This window comes from Thermoanaerobaculia bacterium, assembly GCA_018057705.1.
Lineage (GTDB): Bacteria > Acidobacteriota > Thermoanaerobaculia > Multivoradales > JAGPDF01 > JAGPDF01.
This window is the reverse complement of record JAGPDF010000015.1, coordinates 31207-51155: the sequence shown is the minus strand read 5'-3', so window position 1 is coordinate 51155 and position 19949 is coordinate 31207. Positions and strand designations below refer to the sequence as shown.

The following is a 19949-nucleotide window of genomic DNA, read 5'->3' as shown; positions in this document are numbered from 1 at the left end:
AGACCACGGAGGGGACGCGCCATGCGACGTGCGATCACCGTCTTCAGTGCTTTGCTGGCCAGCACCGCCTTCGCCCAGACGCCGACGCCGATCGACGCCGGCGACGTGATCGTCGATCCCGCGGGCTCGTCTCGCCCGGCGGTGGCGGCGAACGCCGACGGTGAGTTCGTCGTCGTCTGGACCGACAGCGGGATTCAGGGTCAGCGCTTCGCTGCCGACGGTTCGGCGATCGGCGGCGCCTTCACCGTCGCCAGTCCCGGCGCGTATCCGAGCGTCGCGGTCGCCGACACCGGCAGTTTCATGGTCGTCTGGCGGTCGAACGAGTCGGGAACGTGGCGTGTCAAGAAGCGCTTCTACTCCGCCAGCAACGTGCCGACAGCGGCGGCGGACGTGGACGCCGACACCGACGTGCTGCTCTGGGGGGACGTCGCCGCGGACGCCGCCGGCAACTTCGTCGTCGTCTGGGCGGAGGACACGACCGGCTCCTACGACTTCGATGTGAAGTCGCGGCGCTTCGACAACACGGGCGGCGCGGCGGCTGCCGAACAGCTGGTGAGCTCCGGAACCGCCGCGGACCGCAACCCGCGCATCGCCTATTCCGCAGGCGAGCAGGGCTACATCGTCGCCTGGGACCGCGAAGCCTCCGGCAACTACGACGTCCGCGCGCGGCTCCTCGACTCCGCCGGCATCCCGGCCAGCCCCGATTTCCAGGTCAACAGCTACACGACCGCCGGCCAGATCAACCCCGATGTCGACCGCAGCCGCGAAGGCTCTTTCACGGTCGTCTGGAACGGCGCCGGCAGCGGCGACGACTCCGGCGTTTTCGGGCGCCGGTTCGACGCAGCGGGCGCGGCGGTGGGCGCAGAGTTCCTGGTGAACTCCTACACCACCAGCTCGCAGCAGCAGCCGCGGATCGCCAAGGACGCTTCGGGGAATTTCGTCGTCAGCTGGTTGAGCGCCGGCTCGCCGGGCTCGGACAATAGCCAGACGAGCGCCCAGGGGCGCGCCTTCTTCGCCGACGGCAGCGGCCTGGGGGCGCAGTTCCAGGCCAACGCCTACACCACGCAGCAGCAGACGACCCCGCAGGTGGCGATGCTCGGCGGCGGCGATTTCGTCGTCGCCTGGGACAAGAACGTCTACATCATGCCGACGACCTTCCTGGATGTGCGCATGCGCCGCTTCGCCTCGGCGCTGCCGCTCTTCGCCGACGGCTTCGAAAGCGCCACGCCGCAGGCCTGGTCGGCGACCGTCCCCTGACGAGGTGCGGAGCGTTCCCCTCCGCACGATCCAGGGGGCACTGGCCGTCTCGACGATGGGCGTCCGCTCGCCGTACACTGAGCGCCGCGAGCGCGCCGCCGCGCCGCGAGGGAGTCGACGATGGCGAAGTGGGCCGCCTTCCCGTACGACAGGACCGACTACACCTACGACCCCGGCCAGCTCCGGAAGCAGTGGGCGCGCCTCCACGCCGGCGACGGCGAGCCGTGGCCGGAGGACGACAGGGTTGTCGCGGCCTGGGCGCACTTCCACGCCGGCGAGTTCCGAAAGGCCGTTGACGCCGGCCTGAAAGCCGGCGGTGCCGGCAGGACGGCGGCCAACAAGGCGCAGTGCATCTACGCCCACTACCTCGAGCGGAACGAGGACACGAAGCTGGCGCTCTACCTCGAAGCCGCCGCACGCGCCGAGGCGCAGCAGCGTGCTGAACCGGAGAACCCGAACGCCTGGTACTGGCACGGCTACGCGCTCGGGCGCTACGGCCAGGGGATCAGCGTCGTCAAGGCGCTGGCGCAGGGGCTCGGCGGCAAGGTCAAGTCGGCGCTCGAGCGGACAATCGCGCTCTCGCCCCGGCACGCCGATGCCCACATCGCCCTGGGGTCCTTTCACGCCGAGGTGATCGACCACGTCGGCCGGCTGATCGGCCGGACGCAGGGAGCCGACGCGGCCACTGGCCTCGCCCTCTACCGGCGCGCGCTGAAGCTCGACCCGGCAAGTGTGATCGGCCGTGTCGAGCTCGCCAGCGGCCTGCTGAAGCTCGACGGCGAGAAGGGCAAGAAGGAGGCCGGGAAGCTCCTCACCCAGGCCGCGGCCTCGACGCCGCACGACGCGATGGAGCGCCTCGACGTCGAAGCGGCCACGTCCGCCCTAAAGCGGCGTTAGCCGCGAATCCGCGCCGGAAGCCCGCCGCTTGAACCACGGTGCCCACCCCGGATAGACTCTCTTTTCTGCACGACGCGCGACGCGCGGGTTTGAAAATGGGGCGGTAGCTCAGCTGGGAGAGCACCACGTTCGCATCGTGGGGGTCGAGGGTTCGAATCCCTTCCGCTCCACCATTTCTGATCTCACTCTGCAGTAAAGACTTACGCTTCGAGCTCTGGATCCGGCGGTACTGCCTGCCGAGTTAACTCTCTGAGCTTCAATGGGTTGAGAGAGTTCGAATCTCCTCTGGTCGCCCGACCGCGGGCCTTCACCGCTTGACCCACTCCTTGCGCCTGTCTAGAATCTTACCCGTAAGATCGGAGGCGCCATGGAGTCACTCGCAACAACCAAGCTCTCCTCCAAGGGACAAGTTGTCATCCCGGAGGAGATTCGTCTGCGTCTCGGGCTCAAAGAAGGGACACAGTTCGTGGTTGTCGGAGATCGCGACGTCGTGATTTTCAAGACGATCGCGCCGCCGGCGATGGCGGAGTTCGACGAGCTCGTGCGAACGGCTCGCGGTGCTGCACGCAAGGCGGGCATGAAGCCGGCGGACGTGAAGCGCGCCGTCGCGAAGGTCCGCGCCGCTCGGTGAGGATCGTCCTCGACACGAACGTCTTCGTCTCGGGCGTCTTCTTCGGCGGTGTCCCCGGACGGATCCTCGAGGCGTGGCGCGATGGTCGGCTTCAGTTGGTTCTTTCCGCTGCCATCCTCGACGAGTACCAGCGCGTCGGGCAAGCTCTCAGCGCCCATTACGGCGGCGTGGATCTCGAACCGATCCTCGCTCTCCTGACGGTCGAAGCCGAGATCATCGAGGCGCCGGCCCTGCCGGCACCGGTCTCCGCCGATCCGGACGACGACAAGTTCTTCGCTTCCGCTAGTGCCGCAGGAGTCGCCGCCATCGTGTCGGGCGACAAGGACCTTCTCGATCACGACGGTTGGCGAACCGTCCGGGTGCTACGGCCACGCCAATTCGTGGATCAGTTCCTCACTGACAAGTAGCGCTGTTGCTCGGCGTCACGGACCTCACGAGCAGCTATCGCGCGCCAGCCGCCCGACCCTGGCCGCCAAGCTCGGCAACAAGTCGTGCTTCATCCTTCGCGGAAACGAGCGTGCGGCTGGTGCAAGGACCGCTGGGGCCTCAACTGGCAGATCACCCTGCGCGTGCTCATCGAGGCGCCAGCGGCGGGGGGCACCGCGACGAAGCGCGCCTTCGCCGCCATCGAGGCGGCCCGGCGAGGCTGACGATCGTCCCTTCGACACCGCTCTCGTCGCCTGGAAGAGCGGTAGAATGGAATGGACCGGCGACCGTCGCCCCAGGAGGTTCTCCCGTGAGTGAGCGCACCATCTTCATAACTGCCGAAGACCGTAAGCGCCTGGAGGCGATCCTCATGCGTCCGACGGCCGACCGCGATCGCGAGGACGTGCGTGAGCTGGTCATCGAGCTCCAGCGCGCGACCGTCGTCCCGGCCGCCGAAATCCCGCCGGACGTGATCACGATGAATTCCAGGGCCCGGCTCCTCGACCTCGATCAGAACGAGACGCTCGACTACACTCTGGCCTACCCCCAGGACGCCGACTTCTCCCAGGGGAGGATCTCCGTCATCGCGCCGATCGGCGCCGCCCTGCTCGGCTATCGGGTCGGGGACGAAATCCAGTGGGCAGTGCCCGGGGGCACGCGGCGCCTCCGAGTCGAGGAAGTGCTCTATCAGCCCGAGGCGGCCGGCGACTTCTCCCGCTAGAATCTCGCCGAGCCTTCGAGCTTCGCCTCCGCCGTAAACGCTTTCGCGGTCCTTTCGTTCGCGATGATGGCGAGTCGCGCCTGGTCTCTTGCGTCCTCCGCGCCCTTGGTCCGAGGCCGCGCTGCCGATAAACTGACTTGGCATGTCGCTCTTCGTTCTGCTGCTTCTGCCGTTCTTCGGCAGCCTGATCACCGCGCTCCTGCCGACGAGGGCGCGAACCATGCTCGCCAGTTGGGCGGGGCTCGTGTCAGCGGCCGCGGCAATCTGGATCATCAGCCTGTTCCCCGAGGTGCGCGACGGGGGCGTGATCCGCCAGGAGCTCCCGTGGGTGCCCTCGCTCGGACTCGATCTGGTCCTTCGGCTCGACGGCTTCGCCTGGATGTTCGCGGTGCTCGTCACGGTCATCGGCGCGCTCGTCGCGCTTTACGCGCGCTATTACATGTCACCAGAAGACCCGGTGGCCCGCTTCTATGCGTCGTTCCTCGCGTTCATGGGCGCGATGCTCGGGGTCGTCCTTTCCGGAAACCTCGTCCAGCTCGTCCTCTTCTGGGAGCTGACGAGCCTGCTCTCGTTCCTGCTCATTGGCTACTGGTATCACCGGGTGGAAGCGCGACGGGGCGCATTCATGGCTCTGACCGTGACCGGCGCAGGCGGACTCGCGCTGCTGGGTGGTGTCGTAGTCCTCGGGCAAATTGTCGGCAGCTACGACCTCGACACGGTCCTCGCTTCGGGCGGCCTCATCCGCGCCCACGGCCTCTATCCAGTGGCGCTCGTGCTGGTCCTGCTCGGAGCGTTTACCAAGAGCGCGCAGTTCCCGTTTCACTTCTGGCTGCCGCGGGCGATGGCGGCGCCGACTCCCGTATCTGCCTACCTGCACTCGGCGACCATGGTGAAGGCGGGTGTCTTTCTTCTCGCGCGGTTCTGGCCGGTGCTGTCGGGGACGGACCTGTGGTTCTGGCTGGTCGGCGGCGCAGGCGCGACGACGCTCCTGCTTGGCGCGTACATCGCGATGTTCCAGCACGACCTCAAGCGCGTGCTGGCGTACTCGACGATCAGCCACCTCGGGCTCATCACGCTGCTTTTCGGCCTCAACAGCTCGCTCGCCGCGGTTGCCGGCGTGTTCCACATCATGAACCACGCGGCGTTCAAGGCCTCCCTGTTCATGGCGGCGGGAATCGTCGATCACGAAACGGGCACCCGCGACATTCGGCGCCTCAACGGACTCCTGCGCGCGATGCCGATCACCGGCACGCTGGCGCTGGTGGCGAGCGCTGCCATGGCAGGCGTGCCGCTGCTGAACGGCTTTCTCTCGAAGGAGATGTTCTTCGCCGAGACCGTGTTCATCTCGACACACAAGTGGATCGAGATCGGCCTGCCGATGGCGGCCACGCTCGCTGGAGTCTTCGCCGTCGTGTACTCGCTGCGCTTCGGCTACGACATCTTCTTCGGCCCACCCTCGACGGATCTGCCCCGCCAGCCGGAGGAGCCGCCGCAGTGGATGCGGATCCCCGTCGAAGCGCTCGTGCTCGCGTGCCTCGTGGTGGGCGTCGCGCCGGCGTGGTCCATCGGCCCATTCCTGGCGGTGGCAGCCCGTCCGGTGGTCGGCGGCGTGCTGCCCGTCTACAGCCTGGCCCTCTGGCACGGCTTCAACGCGCCGTTCCTCATGAGCCTCGTGGCGATCGCCGGCGGCACCGTCGGCTACCTCTGGCTGCGCCGGCATCAGCGACGCGGACGGTTTGAAAATCCGCCTGGCACCGAGCGACTCAACGCCAGGCGGCTTTTCGAGAGCACCTTGATCGGGATCACTCGACTGTCCCGCTCCGCTCTGCGCATCGTCGGCACGCGGCGCCTTCAGCCCCAGATGTTCGCCATCGTGGCTGTCGCTCTCCTGCTCGCGCTGCTGGCGTTGCGAGGCGAGCCCTTCGTGTGGGGAGATCGCGACCGGTTGCCGGCGTCGCCGGCGTTCGTGGTGCTGTGGGTCATCGGCATCGTTTGCGCCGTCGGAGCCGCGGTGAAGGCGAAGTACCATCGCCTCGTGGCGCTCATCCTGATGGGCGGTGCCGGTCTCGTCACCTGCCTCACCTTCCTGTGGTTCTCGGCGCCCGATCTCGCACTCACGCAGCTCGTCGTCGAGGTGGTGACGTCCGTGCTCTTCCTGCTCGGGCTGCGATGGCTTCCGATGCGTCTGGAAGGGGCCCCGCGCCATGAAGCGACACGCGACAAGGCGCGGCGCGTGCGCGACCTGGCGCTCGCGACCGGCGCTGGGGGCGGCCTCGCGGCGCTTTCCTACGCGATGCTCACCCGGCCCGCGCCGCAGAGCATCTCACCCTTCTTTCTGCGCCGCGCTCTGCCCGAAGGGGGCGGCACCAACGTCGTCAACGTGATGCTGGTCGATTTTCGCGCCTTCGACACACTTGGCGAGATCACCGTGCTCGGCGCCGTGGCGCTGACCGTGTACGCGCTCTTGCGCCGCTTTCGTCCACCACAGGAGAGCATCGAGCAACCGCGCCAGCAGAGGGCTTTGCCGCCCGACGTCGTCACCGACCTGGTGAAGCCGCGGACCGCTCAGGACGCAGCGCGCGGCTACATGATGGTGCCGGCGGTCATCGCGCGGCTACTCCTGCCTGTCGCCGTGGTTGTCGCCATGCATCTGCTGCTACGCGGGCACAACGAGCCCGGCGGCGGTTTCGTCGCTGGCCTCGTCGTCGCGGTCGCCCTCATCATGCAATACCTCGTCGCCGGGACGCAGTGGGTCGAGGCTCGAACGCGCATCCGCCCCGCGCGGTGGATCGGAGTCGGGCTGCAGCTCGCAGTGGTCGCCGGGCTCGGCGCGATGGCGCTCGGCTATCCCTTCCTCACGACCCTCACCGCTCATGTCCCGCTGCCGGTCGTCGGCGCGGTACACCTGCCAAGCGCGACGCTCTTCGATGTCGGAGTGTTCGCAGTGGTCGTCGGGGCGACTCTGCTCATCCTCACGGCGCTCGCGCACCAGTCCATCCGTTCCCATCGCAAGCCGGCGCCGGGAAGCGAGTCGTCGCAGACCACGGGCGCGACCTGAATGGAAGCCCTGCTGGCTCTCGTCATCGGCGTGCTCGGCGGGGCCGGGGTGTGGCTCGTGCTGCGCCCTCGAACGTTCCAGCTGATCCTGGGGCTCGCCCTGCTGTCGTACTCGGTGAACCTCTTCATTTTCAGCATGGGCAGCCTCGTCATTGACCGGCCGCCGATCATCGCGCCGGGAGTCCCGGCCGACCTCGCGCACTATACGGATCCGATGCCGCAAGCTCTCGTGCTTACTGCCATCGTTATCGGTTTCGCGACCACGGCGCTTTTTCTCGTGGTGCTGCTCGCATCGCGCGGCCTGAGCGGCACCGACCATGTCGACGGCACCATGGGCCAGTCATGAGCTCGGCTCTGCCGCACCTCCTCGTGGTTCCCATCGTGCTGCCTCTGCTGGCAGCCGCGATTCTGCTGCTTCTCGGTGATCGGCGGCCGCGGTTCAAGTCGATCGTCAACGTCGGCACGACGCTCGCGAGCCTTCTCGTCTCACTTGCAATCCTCAGACAGGTCGACGCCGACGGCGTACCTGGAGCGATAGGCGTCTACCTGACTGCGAACTGGGAGGCACCGTTCGGCATCGTGCTGGTGGCTGATCGGCTGTCGGCGCTCATGCTGGTTCTCGCCTCCGTGGTGAGCCTCGGCGCGGCCGTCTATTCGACGGCCGCATGGAGCCGGGCAGGCGTCTACTTTCATCCGCTCTTCCAGATTCAGCTCATGGGCCTGAACGGGGCATTTCTCACCGGCGACCTGTTCAACCTCTTCGTTTTCTTCGAGGTGGCTCTCGCCGCCTCCTACGGTCTGCAACTGCACGGGTCGGGCTGGCCGCGGGTGCGCTCCGGGCTGCACTACATCGCGGTCAACCTGCTGGCATCGTCGCTCTTCCTGGTCGGCCTCGCCATGCTGTACGGCGTCATGGGCACGCTCTCGATGGCGGACATCGCCGCCAAGCTGCCGCTCGTCGCGGAGGTCGATCGCGGGCTGCTGCACGCGGGCGCGGGAATCCTCGCCGTGGCGTTCCTCACCAAGGCGGCCATCTGGCCGCTCAACTCGTGGCTGGTGCCGGCCTACGCGGCGGCGAGCGCACCGGTCGCGGCGGTCTTTACGTTGATGACCAAGGTCGGCATCTACACTCTGCTGCGCTTATGGACGCTGCTCTTTTCGGCGGACGCAGGCCCATCGGCGCACTTCGGGGCAAGCGTCTTTCTCTACGGCGGGCTCGCGACCGTCGTCTTCGGCGTCCTCGGCCTCATGGCCTCGCTGCGACTGGCGCGGATCGCGGGCTTCTCGATCATCGTGTCGTCGGGGACGCTCCTTGCGGCAATCGGAGTGGGGGGTGCTGGCGTGACGTCAGCCGCGCTCTTCTATCTATTGAGCTCCACGCTCGCCGTGGCGGCGCTGTTTCTCCTCGTCGATCTCCTCGAGCGCACGGGCACCGGCGAACGCCTGCCACTGGTCGAGGTGGGCCTGGAGCCTGGTGAGGACACGAACCTCGACGACGATGAGACGCCACTCGTCGGCCGAGCGATACCGGCGTCCCTGGCGCTGCTCGGACTGGCCTTCATCGCCTGCGTCTTGCTCGTCGCGGGGCTGCCGCCGCTGTCGGGTTTCGTCGCGAAATGGGCGCTGATGGCGGCGCTCTTGAGACCCAATGGGCTCGCTGCTGCGCACGACTCGGCAGCGACGCCACTCGCCTGGTGGCTCTTCGGATTGCTGCTCCTCTCGGGCCTGTTCGCGACAATCTCCCTGTCGAGGGCAGGCATTCGACGCTTCTGGTCGACGCCCAGCAGTCTCCCGACCCGCCTGAGGGTCGCTGAAGGTGCGCCCGTCCTTGCGCTCATACTCGTTTGCGCCTGGCTCACGGTGAATGCCGAGCGGGTCCTGCGCTACACGCGCGCCGCCGCCGAGTCTCTCCATTCACCGAAGGCCTACATCCATGCGGTCATGTCGACAGCGCCCGTACCGGGACTGGGGCGGTCGAGCGTCGACGGGGAGAAAGCCCCGTGACCCTTCTCGCGAGAATGGTGCCCGCGCCGTGGTTGTCGGCGGCGCTGCTGGCCCTGTGGCTGGCGCTTGCACGCTCAATGAGCGCCGGTCACATCCTGATTGGCATCGCGCTCGCCCTTGTGGTGCCGCTGCTGACCGCAAACCTGCACCTGATGGCGGTGCGCGTCCACCGACCGTTGGTCGTCGCGCGCTTCATCCTGACGGTCGCTCGCGATGTGGTGGCGTCGAGCTTTCAAGTGGCGTGGGGCGTCCTCTTCCGGCGATGGCGCCGGCCGGCCCCACGCTTCGTCGTCATTCCGCTCGAGCTGCGCGATCCGCTCGGCCTCGCTGCCCTGGCCATGGTGACGACGGTGGTGCCGGGCACGGTTTGGTCCGAGATTGCACTCGATCGCAGCGCGCTCATGCTGCACGTGTGGGACGTCGACGAGGTGGGGGCCTTCGTCGCCCGCTTCAAGGCGCGCTACGAGGTGCCGCTCAGGGAGATCTTCGAATGAGCCCGCTGCTCTCCTATGCCATCCTCTTCGCGCTTGGCTGCTACGCGGTGGCATCGGTCCTGGTGGTCGTGCGGCTGATCAGCGGACCGCGCGCCCAGGATCGCGTTCTCGCGCTCGACCTCCTCTACCTCCACGGGATGCTCTTCATGCTGGTTCTCGGCCTTCGTCATGGCAGTGACAGGTACTTCGAGGGCGCCTTGCTGATCGCCCTCTTCAGCTTCGTGAGCTCCTCGGCGATGGCAAAGTTCATTCTGCGCGGCGAGGTGATCGAGTGAACGGCGCTGTACCCTTCTGGCTGGAAGCGGTCGTCGCCGTTCTGGTCGCGCTGAGTGGCGTGTTCGTCCTCGTGTCGGCCCTCGGTTTTTGCCGCTTGCAGGACTTCTTCACGCGCATGCACCCGCCCGCTCTCGCCTACACTCTCGGCACCTGGAGCGTGATTCTCGCCAGCATGATCTACTTCTCGATGCTGGAGAGGCGACTCGTGCTGCACCCGGGACTGATTGTCCTCCTGCTCACGATCACGGTTCCCGTGACGACGCTGCTGCTCGCCCGAGTCGCGCTGTTCCGCCGGCGCAACGCTGGCGTATCTGACACACCACCTCCACTCAGCGTACCCCCGGACGCATGAGGATGCGTTCGCGCCGATGGGCTCGCGCCACAGGAAAGGAGTCTCCACGATGACCCACAGCAGCGACAATCGGAGCGGCTTCCGATCTCTCCTGGTCCCCATCGACCTCTCGCCGGCTTCGGATCGTGTCCTGGGGCGCGTGGCATTGCTTCCGCTGGCTCGGAAAGCTCGACTCACGCTCCTGCATGTCGTCCCCGACACTCTGCCGGTAACGACTCGGCGCCGTGCCGAGCTTGACGCGATGAAGGTTCTCGCCGAGGAAGCCCGGAGCTTCGCGAGGTCGCTGCCCAGGGACGTTTCTGTCGTGCCCGTCGTCACGGCGGGGACTGCGGCGGCGAAGATCGCCTCGCACAGCGCGGAAACGAAGGCCGAGTTGATCGCCATGGGGCGCGGGGGCGGCCGCACCCTGCGCGACATGTTTCTCGGGTCCACTGCCGAGCGGGTCGTCCGGCGAACGCAGCTTCCGGTGCTCGTAGTCCGGCTACCTCCCAGAGCTCCTTACGGACGGCCGGCCATCGCTTTGAATCTCGATGACGCAGCTATGGCAGCTCTTGAGCAGCTCCTCAAGGTGATCTCCAGTCCGCGGTCGCCGGTGACCGTCATCCACGCATACGACGCTCCCTACTATGGCCTGATCTATCCCAGCCTCTCCGAGGAAGGGGCGGACAAGTATCGCGGAACCTACCGGCGAAAGGCTGCCGTGAAGATCGGCGAGCTGCTCTCCGCCGCTCTCGCTGGCGCGAATGTTCCGGTGAACCAAGCGCCCACATGGAGGATGCACATTCAACGTGACTCGCCGAGACTGGTCATAGCCAAAGCAGTCAGGAAGGCGGAGACGGACCTTCTCGTCCTTGGGACGCGCGGCCGCTCCGGCCTTGCGTACGCGTTTCTCGGCGCGGTCGCCGGCGAGGTCCTGCGCGCCGTGCGCTGCGACGTTCTCGTCGTTCCTCCGTCCCGCCATCGGAAGGGCGGGATCGAGCCAGTGGCTCGCGAGCGCGTGAACCACCGCGGCCTGCCTTGATCTAGTATGAATCGATCCCACAGAAGGAGAGGACGGTGATAGCGACGTACAAGGTTGGCTACCTGGTGGGGAGCCTCGCCAAGGCCTCCATCAACCGCAGGCTGGCTCGAGCGCTGGCTCGGCTGGCGCCACCGGGGCTCGTGCTCGACGAGGTCCTTTTCGGCGACCTGCCGTTGTACAGCTACGACTACGACAGCGACTACCCGCCGGCGGCGAGGGCCTTCAAGGAAGCGGTCGCGGCCGCCGACGCGGTGCTCTTCGTGACCCCGGAGTACAACCGCTCCATCCCCGGCGGGTTGAAAAACGCCATCGACTGGGGGAGCCGCCCCTACGGGCAGAACGTCTTCGCCCGCAAGCCGACGGCGATCATCGGCACGTCGACCGGGAAGATCGGCACGGCCATCGCGCAGTCGCACCTGCGCAGCATCCTCGCGTTCTGCAACGCGCCGCTGATGAATTCGATGGAGGCCTACCTGCAGTTCACGAAAGGGCTGATCACCGACGATGGTGAAGTGACCGATCCGTCGACGGAGAGCTTCCTGCGCCAGTTCATGACGGAGTTCCACGGCTTCATCGAACGTGTCTACACCGTGCTGCCCCGCCCGAGTTAGGTCGTGCTGCGGGGCAGCCGCGGATCGCGGCGCTACCATCGAAGGGCCCGGTCCAGCGCGCCGCCGGAGCGCGCGCTGCCAAGGAGACCGACTTGAGAATCCAGGCACTCGTCGTCGAAGAGAAAGACGCTCCGTTCACGATGCAGGAGCTCGAGCTCGGGCCTCCCGGCCGCGGAGAAGTGCTGGTGCGTATCGTCGCCTCGGGCGTCTGCCACACCGACGCGATCACCCGGGCGGGCGACATGCCGATGCCCTTCCCCTCGGTCCTCGGTCACGAGGGGTCGGGGGTCGTCGAACGACTCGGCGACGGGGTCAGCCAAGTGGCCGTGGGCGACAAGGTGATCCTCGGCTGGCCCTCCTGCGGCGAGTGCCGCAACTGCCTCGCGGGCCAGCCGCGCTATTGCCTGCGCACCGGCGAAGCGCTGGTCTCCGGGCGCCGATTCAAGGGCGAGCTCGCGGGCACCTCCGCCTACTCGCGGCTCGACGGCCGGCCGATGAACGGGCACTTCTTCGGCCAGTCGTCGTTCGCCACCCATTCCATCGTCGGCGCCGACGCTCTGGTGCGCGTCGACGCGAGCGTGCCGCTCGAGCTCCTGGGTCCGCTGGCCTGCGGTCTCGCCACTGGTGCCGGGGCGGTACTCAACGAAGCGCGCCCCCGGCTGGGCGACTCGATTCTGATCTGCGGCGTGGGCGCGGTCGGGCTGGCGGCAATCGCGGCGGCGACGAACACCGGCGCGACGCGGATCCTCGCCGCCGACGTGCACGATTCCCGCCTGGAGCTCGCGAAGGAGTTCGGCGCCACCCACGTCATCAACTCGAAGCGCGCCGACCTCGCCGCCAGCGTGCGCGAGATCACCGGATCAACCGTCGACTTCGCATTCGACTGTACGGGCGTGATTTCCGTGATCGAGACTCTCGCCGAGACCGTCGGCATGCTGGGCACTCTGGTGCTGATCGGCGGGGCTCCGGCTGGGGCCCGCTTCTCCCTCGACCACCTCTCGACCCTGTGGGGCAAGCGGGTGATCGGCGTCCTCGGCGGTGGCGGCCGCTCGGGTCAGCTCATTCCGGCTCTCGTCCAACTTTTCGAACAAGGGCGCTTCCCCTTCGACAAGCTGATCCGCACCTACCCCTTTACCGACATCGAGAGCGCGCTCGCCGATTCGAAGTCCGGCGAAGTCATCAAACCGGTACTCCGGATCGGCGGCTGAGCGGCGAGGAGCGACAGAGACTCCGCCCCTCGCACGGTCATTCTTCGAGGGCTCTCCGCACCCGTGGCGCGACTTCGTTGGCGTACAGACGCAAACTCTCCATCAGGTTTCCATGCGGCAGGGTGCCGAGGCTGTACTTGAGGTCGAAGCGCGACAGGTCGAGAGCGCGGGCGACTCTCGCGATCTTGGCCGCCACCGTCTCAGGTGCGCCGATGAAGAGCGCGCCGTCGGGGCCCGCGGCCTGCTCGTACTCGCCGCGGGCCATGGGGCGCCAGCCCCGCTCGCGGCCGATGCGCGTCATCATCGCCGAGTAGTGCGGCCAGGCCTCTTCGCGGGCCTGAGCGTCGGATGCCGCGACGTAGCCGGGGGAATGGGCGCCCACCGGCAGATCGACGGGCCGGCGCGCCTCGGCGAGCACGCGCCGGTAGAGGTCGACGAGCGGCGCGAAAGAGAGCGGATTCCCGCCGATGATGGCGAGCATCATCGGAAAGCCGTGTCGCGCGGCGCGCAGGACCGATTCCGGCGTGCCGCCGACGCCGACCCAGGTGCGGAGGGCGCCGGAAGCGGTGGGCGGAAAGACGCGCTGATTCGCGAGCGCCGTGCGCGTCCGGCCGGACCAGGTCACCGGCCGCTCGGTGAGCAGCTTCGCGAGCAGGTCGAGGCGCTCCTCGAACAGCTCCTCGTAGCGCTCGAGAGGGAAGCCGAAGAGTGGGAAAGACTCGGTGAACGAGCCCCGGCCGACCAGGATCTCCGCCCTGCCGTTCGAGATGGCGTCGAGCGTCGCGAAACGCTCGTAGACACGCACCGGATCGTCGGAGCTCAACACCGTGACCGCCGAGCCGAGCCGGATTCGACTCGTCTTCCCGGCGATCGCCGCCAGCACCACCTCCGGCGCCGACACCGCGAAGTCCTCGCGGTGGTGCTCACCGACGCCGAAGAAGTCGAGCCCGAGCTCGTCGGCGAGCACGCCCTCGGCCACCAGGTTCCTCAGGACCTGCGGTTGCGTCAGGAGCTTCCCGTCGGCGCCGTAGGTCACGTCGCCGAACGTGTCGACGCCGAGCTCGAGATGGGGCTTCATCAGCTGTTCTTGAATATCTGAAAGCCGTCCTCGACGGGAATCGTGCTGCCGTTGATCGCCGAGGCGGCGTCGGTGAACAGGAAGGCCACCACGCTCGCGATCTTCTCCGGCGGGATCAGCTCGCCGTGGAGATGCTGGCGCGCCAGCGCCTCTTTCAGTTCCGGATCCCTACCGAGGATCGGGGTGTCGATGAATCCGGGCGCCACCGCGACGACCCGGATGCCGAGCGGGGCCAGCTCGAGCGCGGCCGATTTCGTCATCATGATCACCGCGGCCTTGGCCGCGTTGTAGTTGAAGCTCCCGACCGACGCCGTGGTGCCGTAGATCGACGCCGTGTTGACGAACGTCCCCTTCGCCCCGAGGGCGACCATCTTCCGCGCCGCGAAGTACATCCCGTAATAGACGCTGTGCTGGTCGACCTCGATCACCTTGAGGTAGGTCGCCGGATCCATCTCGAGAAACGGCTTGACCAGGCCGATCCCGGCGTTGTTGAAGATCCCGTTGAGGGTGCCGAACTTCTCGACCGCGAAGTCGACCATCGCCTCGACCTCCGCGGCCTTGGAAACGTCGACGCGGAAGGCGAAGGCCTGCGCTCCCGTCGAGCGGAGCCCGGACGCGACCCGCTCCGCGCCGTCGAGATTGAAGTCGGCGACGACGAGTCGCGCGCCTTCGCGGGCGAGCGCCTGGCTCGCCTCGAGGCCGATGCCGCTGGCCCCGCCGGTGACGATGATGACTTGGTTCTCGAGCTTCATGGGTCCCCTCCCTCTCTGTTGCGTGACTGAAAAAGTCGCACCCGGCTCGCGTACGGTCTCCGCCTTCGAGCGCGAGATCGACAGTCTTGCACTCACCTGATCTCAGCGGTTCGCCGGGTAGCGATACAAGCCCCACTGGCACAGTCGGCTCCCTCCTCCGCTCCGACCCCAGCCGCTGTCGCCGCGGCGGCCTCGCGAACCAGTTCGTCGAGCAGCTCGGCGAAGGTCGCGGTCGACTGCGCCCCCGCGACCGCGTATCGGTCGCCGAGAACGAAGGTCGGCACCGAATGGATGCCGAGCCTTCCCGCGCGCTCGATCTTGGCCTCGACCTCCGCCTCCCCCTCGTTCGATGCGAGCAGGTTGCGAACGCGTGCCTCGTCCATCCCGGCCGCAACAGCGAGTCGCGTCAGCTCGTCGACGGAGGAAACGTCGCCGCCGTGCTCGAACTGCGCGGCGAACAACAGCTCGGCGAGCCGGCGCTGCGTCTTCTCGCCGTGCTCTCGAGCGGCGAGAACCAGCAGGCGATGCGCGGTCCGGGTGCGGGCCGTGAGAGCACGCTCCCAGTCGGCCGCGATGGCCTCCCCGGCGGCGGCGCCTCCCGCTTGCCGCATCATGGCTTCCGAGCGGGCGCCGTAGCGGCTTGCGAGGCGATCCCGAAGCGGCTCACCCGGAACCGGGGCTTCCGGGTCGAGCTCGAACGGCCGGAAGACGACCTCAAAGGCCTCGCGGTCCGCCCGCGCGTCGAGAGCGCGGAAGAACCGCCGCTCGCCGATGTAGCACCAGGGGCAGGCGATGTCGGACCAGATCTCGATGCGGGTGCGGGGCTGGCTCATGACTCCTCCTCTCGAAACGGACCGTTCCGTCAGCTTGCTCGCGGCAACACGGTGAGCACGCGGATGACGAAGTCGCGCAGCTCGCCGAGGAAGCGCCGCAGGAACTCCTCCATCGCCTCGTCGGTGACCTCGCCGGCGGCCGTGATCAGCTCGGGGGTGAATTGGACGTACGCCTCGGGCGAGTTCATCTGGGGCGAATTGCAGAATCCGAGGATGCTGCGCAGGTGCTGCTGGCCGACGGCCGTCCCGAGACGGCCCGGCGAGGCGCCGATCACCGCGCTCGGCTTGCGAGTGAACGCGTTCTGCCCATAGGGCCGGCTCGCCCAGTCGATAGCGTTCTTGAGCGCTCCCGGAATCGACCGGTTGTACTCGGGCGTCACGAACAGCACGCCGTCGACCGCCGAGATCGCCGCCTTGAAGTCGCGGGCGACCGGAGGGTAGTCGGCGTCGTAGTCGGGGCTGTAGAGCGGCAGGTCGCGGATCGGAATCTCCACGAGCTCGAGCTCGGGCGGCGCGAGCCGCGCGAGCGCCACCGCCAGCCGGCGGTTGATCGACGTGCTCGAGAGACTCCCGACGAAGTAGCCGATGCGGTAGGTCTTCATGATCTCTGATCCTTTCGAACGACGAGGGTGAGGGGCGTCCCCCACGGGTCCCAGGTTCGGGCCGCGGTTCCTTCGGGCGCGACCTCCGCCGGGAATCCCGCGGAGGCAAGACTGGCGGCGACGCTCCGGAGGGATCCGGCGTCCGGCAGCTCGAGCCTCCATTCGAGGAGCTGCGCCTGATCGGCTTCTGGCGGCCGAGCCGCCGATCCAGCCCAGAGGTTGGTACCGAGGTGATGGTGGTAGCCCCCCGCCGCGAGAAAGAGGGCGCCGGGGTAGCTCCAGACGGTACGGTCGAGCCCAAGCGCCTCCGAGTAGAAGCGCGAAGCACGCTCCAAATCGCCGACGTGGAGGTGGACGTGCCCCATCGTCGTGCCTTCCGGCATTCCGGTCCAGGTGGCGTACCCGCCCGCAGCCACGACCCCGGCAACGTCGACCGGATCGGTCGCCATCAGGAGCTCGCGCCCATTGCGGCGCCAGCTCTCGCGCGGACGGTCGGCGTAGACCTCGATGCCGAGCCCGTCCGGATCGGAGAGGTAGAACGCTTCGCTGACCAGGTGGTCGCCCGCGCCAGCATGGACGCCGAGGTCGGCGAGATGCTGGACGAAACGACCGAGCGCCGGCCGGTCCGGCAACAAGATCGCGAAGTGGAACAGTCCCAGCCGGCCGCGTCCCGCGGGCCGGGCGCCGTGGCGTTCGCGCAGCTCGACGAGCGGACGAGCGCCCGCTCCGAGCCTGGCCACACCGCCATCGTGCTCGAGCAGGGCGAGGCCCAGGGTTTCGCGGTAGAAGTCGAGCGATCGCTCGAGGTCGGCGACCTGGAGAGTGACCGCCCCGACCGACGTTTCCGCCGGCAGGCGGAAGCCGCTCGGCGCCTCGCCGTAGCTGCCGGGTGTCGCCGGCTCGATGGCCGGCGCAGCACCGAAGATGTCGCGAGTCGTCACACTCATCTTTGCCCCTTCCTGGGTCGTACCTGCGGTTGAGATCAGCAATCAGCCGTTCGGGTCGTTGTCCGATGGCTCAGGCAGCTCGACAGCCGGCTTCGACTCCGTTGCCGGCTCGAGCACGTAGCGCAGCGCTCCCGACGGGCAGCGGTCGATGGCCGCGGCGACCTCGGCGGGGCTCGCTGCATCGGCGGCGACCCAGCGGCGACGGCGGACATCGAAGACCGCCGGAAGAGCTTTCAAACAGACACCCGAGTGCTCGCAGACGTTGGGATCGAAGGTGACAGTGATTCCCGCTGCGGGATATGTCTGGATTCGCTTCACACGGACCTCCTCTCGTTCGGGTCGGGCCCGGCGAGCCGTTCTCGCCAGTCCGGCCGCACCAACTCGAGTGTTTCGGGGTGACGGCGAATGTAGCTCGCAACGTACGGACAGAGGGGCACGACGGTCAGCCCGTGCTCGCGTGCGAAGGCAAGGCCGCTCGCCACCAGCTTCGCGGCAATACCGCGGCCTCGGATCCTCAACGGGGTCCCGGTGTGGAGGAAGACGACCGAGCCGCCGCCGAGGGAGTAGGTGAGGGTCGCCGTTTCGCCCTCCTCGGCCCACTCGAAACGGCGGGCGGCTGCGGCATGCCGGACGCCGGTAGTGCCCCCGGTGGTCGCGGTCTCGGCTTCCGGTGCCATTGCGTTCTCCCCTGAGTCCGGCATCACCTTCAGGACTGTACGCCCGACCGTGAGATCGACCGGAAACCGAGCTGCCCTGGCTGCCAGGGGCGCCGCGTCCTCGCCTCGAGCGCGAGGGGTCCCGCGCCGAAGGCGGTGAAGGCGAGCAGGCCGCCGGCGATCGCCAGGTTCTTGTAGACGTGGATCATCTGCATCTGCGCCGCGGCGGCGTCCAGACCGATCGGGTTGTGGAAGAGCCAGGTGGCCGGCACCAGGAAGATCGCCAGCGCGAGCGCGGCCCAGCGCGTGCCGATGCCCAGAGCGATCGCGAGGCCGCCCACGAGCTCGAGCAGGGCGGCGAAGAGCGCGCCCAGCTCCGCCGCTGGAAGACCCTTCGACGCGATGTAGGCGGCGGTGCCGTCGAGCCCGTTGAGCTTGCCCCAGCCGCCGTAAACGAAGATCGCGGCGACCGCGAAGCGGGCGACGAGCGATCCGTACTTCTCGAGTTTGCTGTTCATTGCCGTTCTCCCTTGTCGACGGATTTCGTTGTCGTGAAGCGAACCGGTTCGGGCCTTCTCAGGCCGCGACGGTCGCGTCCTGGCGCACCGCCTCGACCTCGATCTCGATCTCGACCTTGTCGCCGACCATGACGCCGCCGGCCTCGAGCACCTGGTTCCAGGTCAGACCGAACTCCTTGCGGTCGACGGCGGTCTTGCCCTCGAAGCCGACGCGGACGTTGCCCCACGGGTCTTTCGTCTGACCGGCGCTCTCGACATCGAGCGCCACTTCGCGGGAGACGCCGCGGATCGTCAGGTCGCCGACCAGGGCGAAGCGGTCGCTCCCCTTGGGCTCGATTCGACGACTGCGGAAGGTGAGCTCCGGAAACTTCTCGACATCGAAGAAGTCGGCCGACTTCAAGTGCGCGTCGCGGTCGGCGACGCCGGTCTCGATCGAGGTGGCGTCGATCGTCACCTCGACGGTGGCCTGCGAGAAGTCGCCCTCCGGGACGGTGAGCGCGCCGGTCCAGCGGCTGAACTGCCCACGCACCTTGGCGATCACCAGATGCCGGACGGCGAAGTGGATGCCCGAGTGGGCGCTGTCGATCTGCCAGGTCTGGGTCGTCATGTTCGTCTCTCCTTTTCGTTGAGCCCGGTCTTTCATTCGCTGCCGGGGTTGCCAGGAGATAGAGCACGGACCGTGCCATAGTTGACTAGTCAACCAAATCAGCGGTCTGCGTCTCTTGGCACCGCCTGATCAACTCAATTCGATAGACTAGACAATCATAATGAGAGTCGCAGCCGGCAAGGCTGACCTCCTTCGTCCGTGACCGGCGGCGACCAGACGATTGACCGGTGCTACGAGGCGGTCTACGCTGATCCTTGGCGGGCGGAGGCATTCCTTCGACGTCAGCAAGAAGGCGATCTGCCACACTTACAGGAGGATTACATGCCGACGGCCGTGGAAGCGCGCAACATGGAGCTCATGCAGACGCTGGACGACGCTTGGAACGCTCAGGACGTGGAGATCTTCCGTGCACGCCACAAACCCGACGTGATCGTGCGCTGGCCGGGACAACCCGATCCGACGGTGGGGATCGAGGACCATACGGCCGAGTCGATCCGGTTCTGGAAGACGTTCCCCGATCAGAAGCTCGACAACCGGCCGTATCGCGTGTTCTTCGCATCCGGCGACTGGACCTGTTCGATCGCCCGCTTCCGCGGCACGATGAAGGGGCCGATGTTCGTCGGCGGCAAGGAGATCCCACCGACCGGCAAGTCGTTCGAGGTGGACTTCTACACGGTCGCCAGGTGGAATGACGGTCAGATCGTCGAGGAAAACCTCATGTACGACCTGGTGGGGTTCCTCCAGCAGATCGGCCTGAGCTAGTAGAGAGCAGGACGCCGGCCGGAGCGCGGATTCACGCGAGCTCCGCCGGCGCGGTCGCGAAGAGGACGTTGAGCCCTTCCGCCATCGTCGGATGGGTCAGGATGGCGTCGCGGAGCGCCGTGTAGGGCAGCCCGGCCAACATCGCGGTCTGGACGACCGCGATCACCTCGCCGGCACCGTGACCGAGCATGGTGAATCCGAGGATGCGGTCGGTGGGGCCGTCGAGGATGGCCTTCATG

At 67.5% G+C, this 19949-nt stretch carries 26 protein-coding genes and 1 tRNA gene; 17 read left to right on the top strand and 10 right to left on the bottom strand.

Going from position 1 to position 19949, the window contains the following annotated elements; genetic code table 11:
* Positions 1 to 21: 21 nt before the first annotated feature.
* From KBI44_07140 to KBI44_07065, 16 genes are all read left to right on the top strand, one after another.
* Positions 22 to 1257, top strand: a complete 1236-nt coding sequence (locus KBI44_07140) for a hypothetical protein (protein ID MBP9144241.1) — start codon at positions 22 to 24, stop codon at positions 1255 to 1257.
* 120 nt (positions 1258 to 1377) lie between these two features.
* Positions 1378 to 2154 carry a hypothetical protein gene (locus tag KBI44_07135; protein ID MBP9144240.1) on the top strand — a complete coding sequence of 259 codons (777 nt, stop codon included), beginning with the start codon at positions 1378 to 1380 and terminating at the stop codon, positions 2152 to 2154.
* 97 nt (positions 2155 to 2251) lie between these two features.
* Positions 2252 to 2327, top strand: a tRNA-Ala gene (locus KBI44_07130).
* Between the two features lie 194 nt (positions 2328 to 2521).
* Positions 2522 to 2785, top strand: a complete 264-nt coding sequence (locus tag KBI44_07125) for an AbrB/MazE/SpoVT family DNA-binding domain-containing protein (GenBank protein ID MBP9144239.1) — start codon at positions 2522 to 2524, stop codon at positions 2783 to 2785.
* Positions 2782 to 3192 carry a putative toxin-antitoxin system toxin component, PIN family gene (locus tag KBI44_07120; GenBank protein ID MBP9144238.1) on the top strand — a complete coding sequence of 137 codons (411 nt, stop codon included), beginning with the start codon at positions 2782 to 2784 and terminating at the stop codon, positions 3190 to 3192. The genes KBI44_07125 and KBI44_07120 overlap by 4 nt, the downstream gene beginning before the upstream one ends.
* 36 nt (positions 3193 to 3228) lie before the next feature.
* The gene (locus KBI44_07115; protein ID MBP9144237.1) at positions 3229 to 3435 is read left to right on the top strand and encodes a VOC family protein; all 207 of its coding nucleotides are present in this window, start codon (positions 3229 to 3231) and stop codon (positions 3433 to 3435) included.
* Between the two features lie 86 nt (positions 3436 to 3521).
* Positions 3522 to 3932: a nucleoside diphosphate kinase regulator gene (gene rnk, locus KBI44_07110; protein ID MBP9144236.1), complete on the top strand. Its 411-nt coding sequence runs from the start codon at positions 3522 to 3524 to the stop codon at positions 3930 to 3932.
* A 142-nt stretch (positions 3933 to 4074) separates the two neighbouring features.
* A complete protein-coding gene (locus tag KBI44_07105; GenBank protein ID MBP9144235.1) occupies positions 4075 to 6990 on the top strand; it encodes a monovalent cation/H+ antiporter subunit A in 2916 nt (971 codons plus the stop codon).
* The gene (locus KBI44_07100) at positions 6991 to 7335 is read left to right on the top strand and encodes a Na+/H+ antiporter subunit C (GenBank protein MBP9144234.1); all 345 of its coding nucleotides are present in this window, start codon (positions 6991 to 6993) and stop codon (positions 7333 to 7335) included.
* The gene (locus tag KBI44_07095; GenBank protein ID MBP9144233.1) at positions 7332 to 8993 is read left to right on the top strand and encodes a monovalent cation/H+ antiporter subunit D; all 1662 of its coding nucleotides are present in this window, start codon (positions 7332 to 7334) and stop codon (positions 8991 to 8993) included. Before KBI44_07100 ends, KBI44_07095 begins: the two co-directional genes overlap by 4 nt.
* Before the next feature lie 14 nt (positions 8994 to 9007).
* On the top strand, positions 9008 to 9487 hold the full coding sequence (locus KBI44_07090; GenBank protein MBP9144232.1) for a Na+/H+ antiporter subunit E: 480 nt from the start codon (positions 9008 to 9010) through the stop codon (positions 9485 to 9487).
* Positions 9484 to 9762 carry a K+/H+ antiporter subunit F gene (locus KBI44_07085; protein ID MBP9144231.1) on the top strand — a complete coding sequence of 93 codons (279 nt, stop codon included), beginning with the start codon at positions 9484 to 9486 and terminating at the stop codon, positions 9760 to 9762. The genes KBI44_07090 and KBI44_07085 overlap by 4 nt, the downstream gene beginning before the upstream one ends.
* Positions 9759 to 10115, top strand: coding sequence for a Na+/H+ antiporter subunit G (locus KBI44_07080; GenBank protein MBP9144230.1), 357 nt, complete (start codon positions 9759 to 9761; stop codon positions 10113 to 10115). The genes KBI44_07085 and KBI44_07080 overlap by 4 nt, the downstream gene beginning before the upstream one ends.
* Before the next feature lie 49 nt (positions 10116 to 10164).
* The gene (locus KBI44_07075) at positions 10165 to 11136 is read left to right on the top strand and encodes a universal stress protein (GenBank protein ID MBP9144229.1); all 972 of its coding nucleotides are present in this window, start codon (positions 10165 to 10167) and stop codon (positions 11134 to 11136) included.
* A gap of 38 nt (positions 11137 to 11174) precedes the next feature.
* Complete coding sequence (locus tag KBI44_07070; GenBank protein ID MBP9144228.1) at positions 11175 to 11747, top strand: NAD(P)H-dependent oxidoreductase; 573 nt, start codon at positions 11175 to 11177, stop codon at positions 11745 to 11747.
* A gap of 92 nt (positions 11748 to 11839) precedes the next feature.
* On the top strand, positions 11840 to 12955 hold the full coding sequence (locus tag KBI44_07065) for an NAD(P)-dependent alcohol dehydrogenase (GenBank protein ID MBP9144227.1): 1116 nt from the start codon (positions 11840 to 11842) through the stop codon (positions 12953 to 12955).
* A 37-nt stretch (positions 12956 to 12992) separates the two neighbouring features.
* On the opposite strand, the gene KBI44_07060 is transcribed toward KBI44_07065, so the two are convergent.
* The 9 genes from KBI44_07060 to KBI44_07020 form a co-directional block, all read right to left on the bottom strand.
* On the bottom strand, positions 12993 to 14033 hold the full coding sequence (locus tag KBI44_07060; GenBank protein ID MBP9144226.1) for an LLM class flavin-dependent oxidoreductase: 1041 nt from the start codon (positions 14031 to 14033) through the stop codon (positions 12993 to 12995).
* The gene (locus KBI44_07055) at positions 14033 to 14785 is read right to left on the bottom strand and encodes an SDR family oxidoreductase (GenBank protein ID MBP9144225.1); all 753 of its coding nucleotides are present in this window, start codon (positions 14783 to 14785) and stop codon (positions 14033 to 14035) included. The genes KBI44_07060 and KBI44_07055 overlap by 1 nt, the downstream gene beginning before the upstream one ends.
* 92 nt (positions 14786 to 14877) lie before the next feature.
* A complete protein-coding gene (locus tag KBI44_07050; GenBank protein ID MBP9144224.1) occupies positions 14878 to 15618 on the bottom strand; it encodes a DsbA family oxidoreductase in 741 nt (246 codons plus the stop codon).
* A 29-nt stretch (positions 15619 to 15647) separates the two neighbouring features.
* Positions 15648 to 16220 (bottom strand): NAD(P)H-dependent oxidoreductase, encoded by a 573-nt coding sequence (locus tag KBI44_07045; GenBank protein MBP9144223.1) that lies wholly within the window; start codon positions 16218 to 16220, stop codon positions 15648 to 15650.
* Positions 16217 to 17167, bottom strand: coding sequence for a VOC family protein (locus KBI44_07040; GenBank protein ID MBP9144222.1), 951 nt, complete (start codon positions 17165 to 17167; stop codon positions 16217 to 16219). The genes KBI44_07045 and KBI44_07040 overlap by 4 nt, the downstream gene beginning before the upstream one ends.
* Before the next feature lie 42 nt (positions 17168 to 17209).
* Complete coding sequence (locus tag KBI44_07035; GenBank protein MBP9144221.1) at positions 17210 to 17485, bottom strand: (4Fe-4S)-binding protein; 276 nt, start codon at positions 17483 to 17485, stop codon at positions 17210 to 17212.
* On the bottom strand, positions 17482 to 17844 hold the full coding sequence (locus KBI44_07030) for an N-acetyltransferase (GenBank protein ID MBP9144220.1): 363 nt from the start codon (positions 17842 to 17844) through the stop codon (positions 17482 to 17484). The genes KBI44_07035 and KBI44_07030 overlap by 4 nt, the downstream gene beginning before the upstream one ends.
* A gap of 29 nt (positions 17845 to 17873) precedes the next feature.
* Positions 17874 to 18341 (bottom strand): DoxX family protein, encoded by a 468-nt coding sequence (locus tag KBI44_07025; GenBank protein ID MBP9144219.1) that lies wholly within the window; start codon positions 18339 to 18341, stop codon positions 17874 to 17876.
* 58 nt (positions 18342 to 18399) lie between these two features.
* Entirely contained in the window at positions 18400 to 18948 is a 549-nt protein-coding gene (locus KBI44_07020; protein ID MBP9144218.1) for a YceI family protein, read from the bottom strand.
* Positions 18949 to 19269: 321 nt separating this feature from the next.
* On the opposite strand from KBI44_07020, the gene KBI44_07015 reads away from it, so the two are divergent.
* Positions 19270 to 19710: an ester cyclase gene (locus KBI44_07015; GenBank protein MBP9144217.1), complete on the top strand. Its 441-nt coding sequence runs from the start codon at positions 19270 to 19272 to the stop codon at positions 19708 to 19710.
* Between the two features lie 31 nt (positions 19711 to 19741).
* Here the strand turns inward: KBI44_07015 and KBI44_07010 are convergent, their stop codons facing one another.
* The gene (locus KBI44_07010; protein MBP9144216.1) at positions 19742 to 19948 is read right to left on the bottom strand and encodes a hypothetical protein; all 207 of its coding nucleotides are present in this window, start codon (positions 19946 to 19948) and stop codon (positions 19742 to 19744) included.
* Between the last annotated feature and the right edge of the window lies 1 nt (position 19949).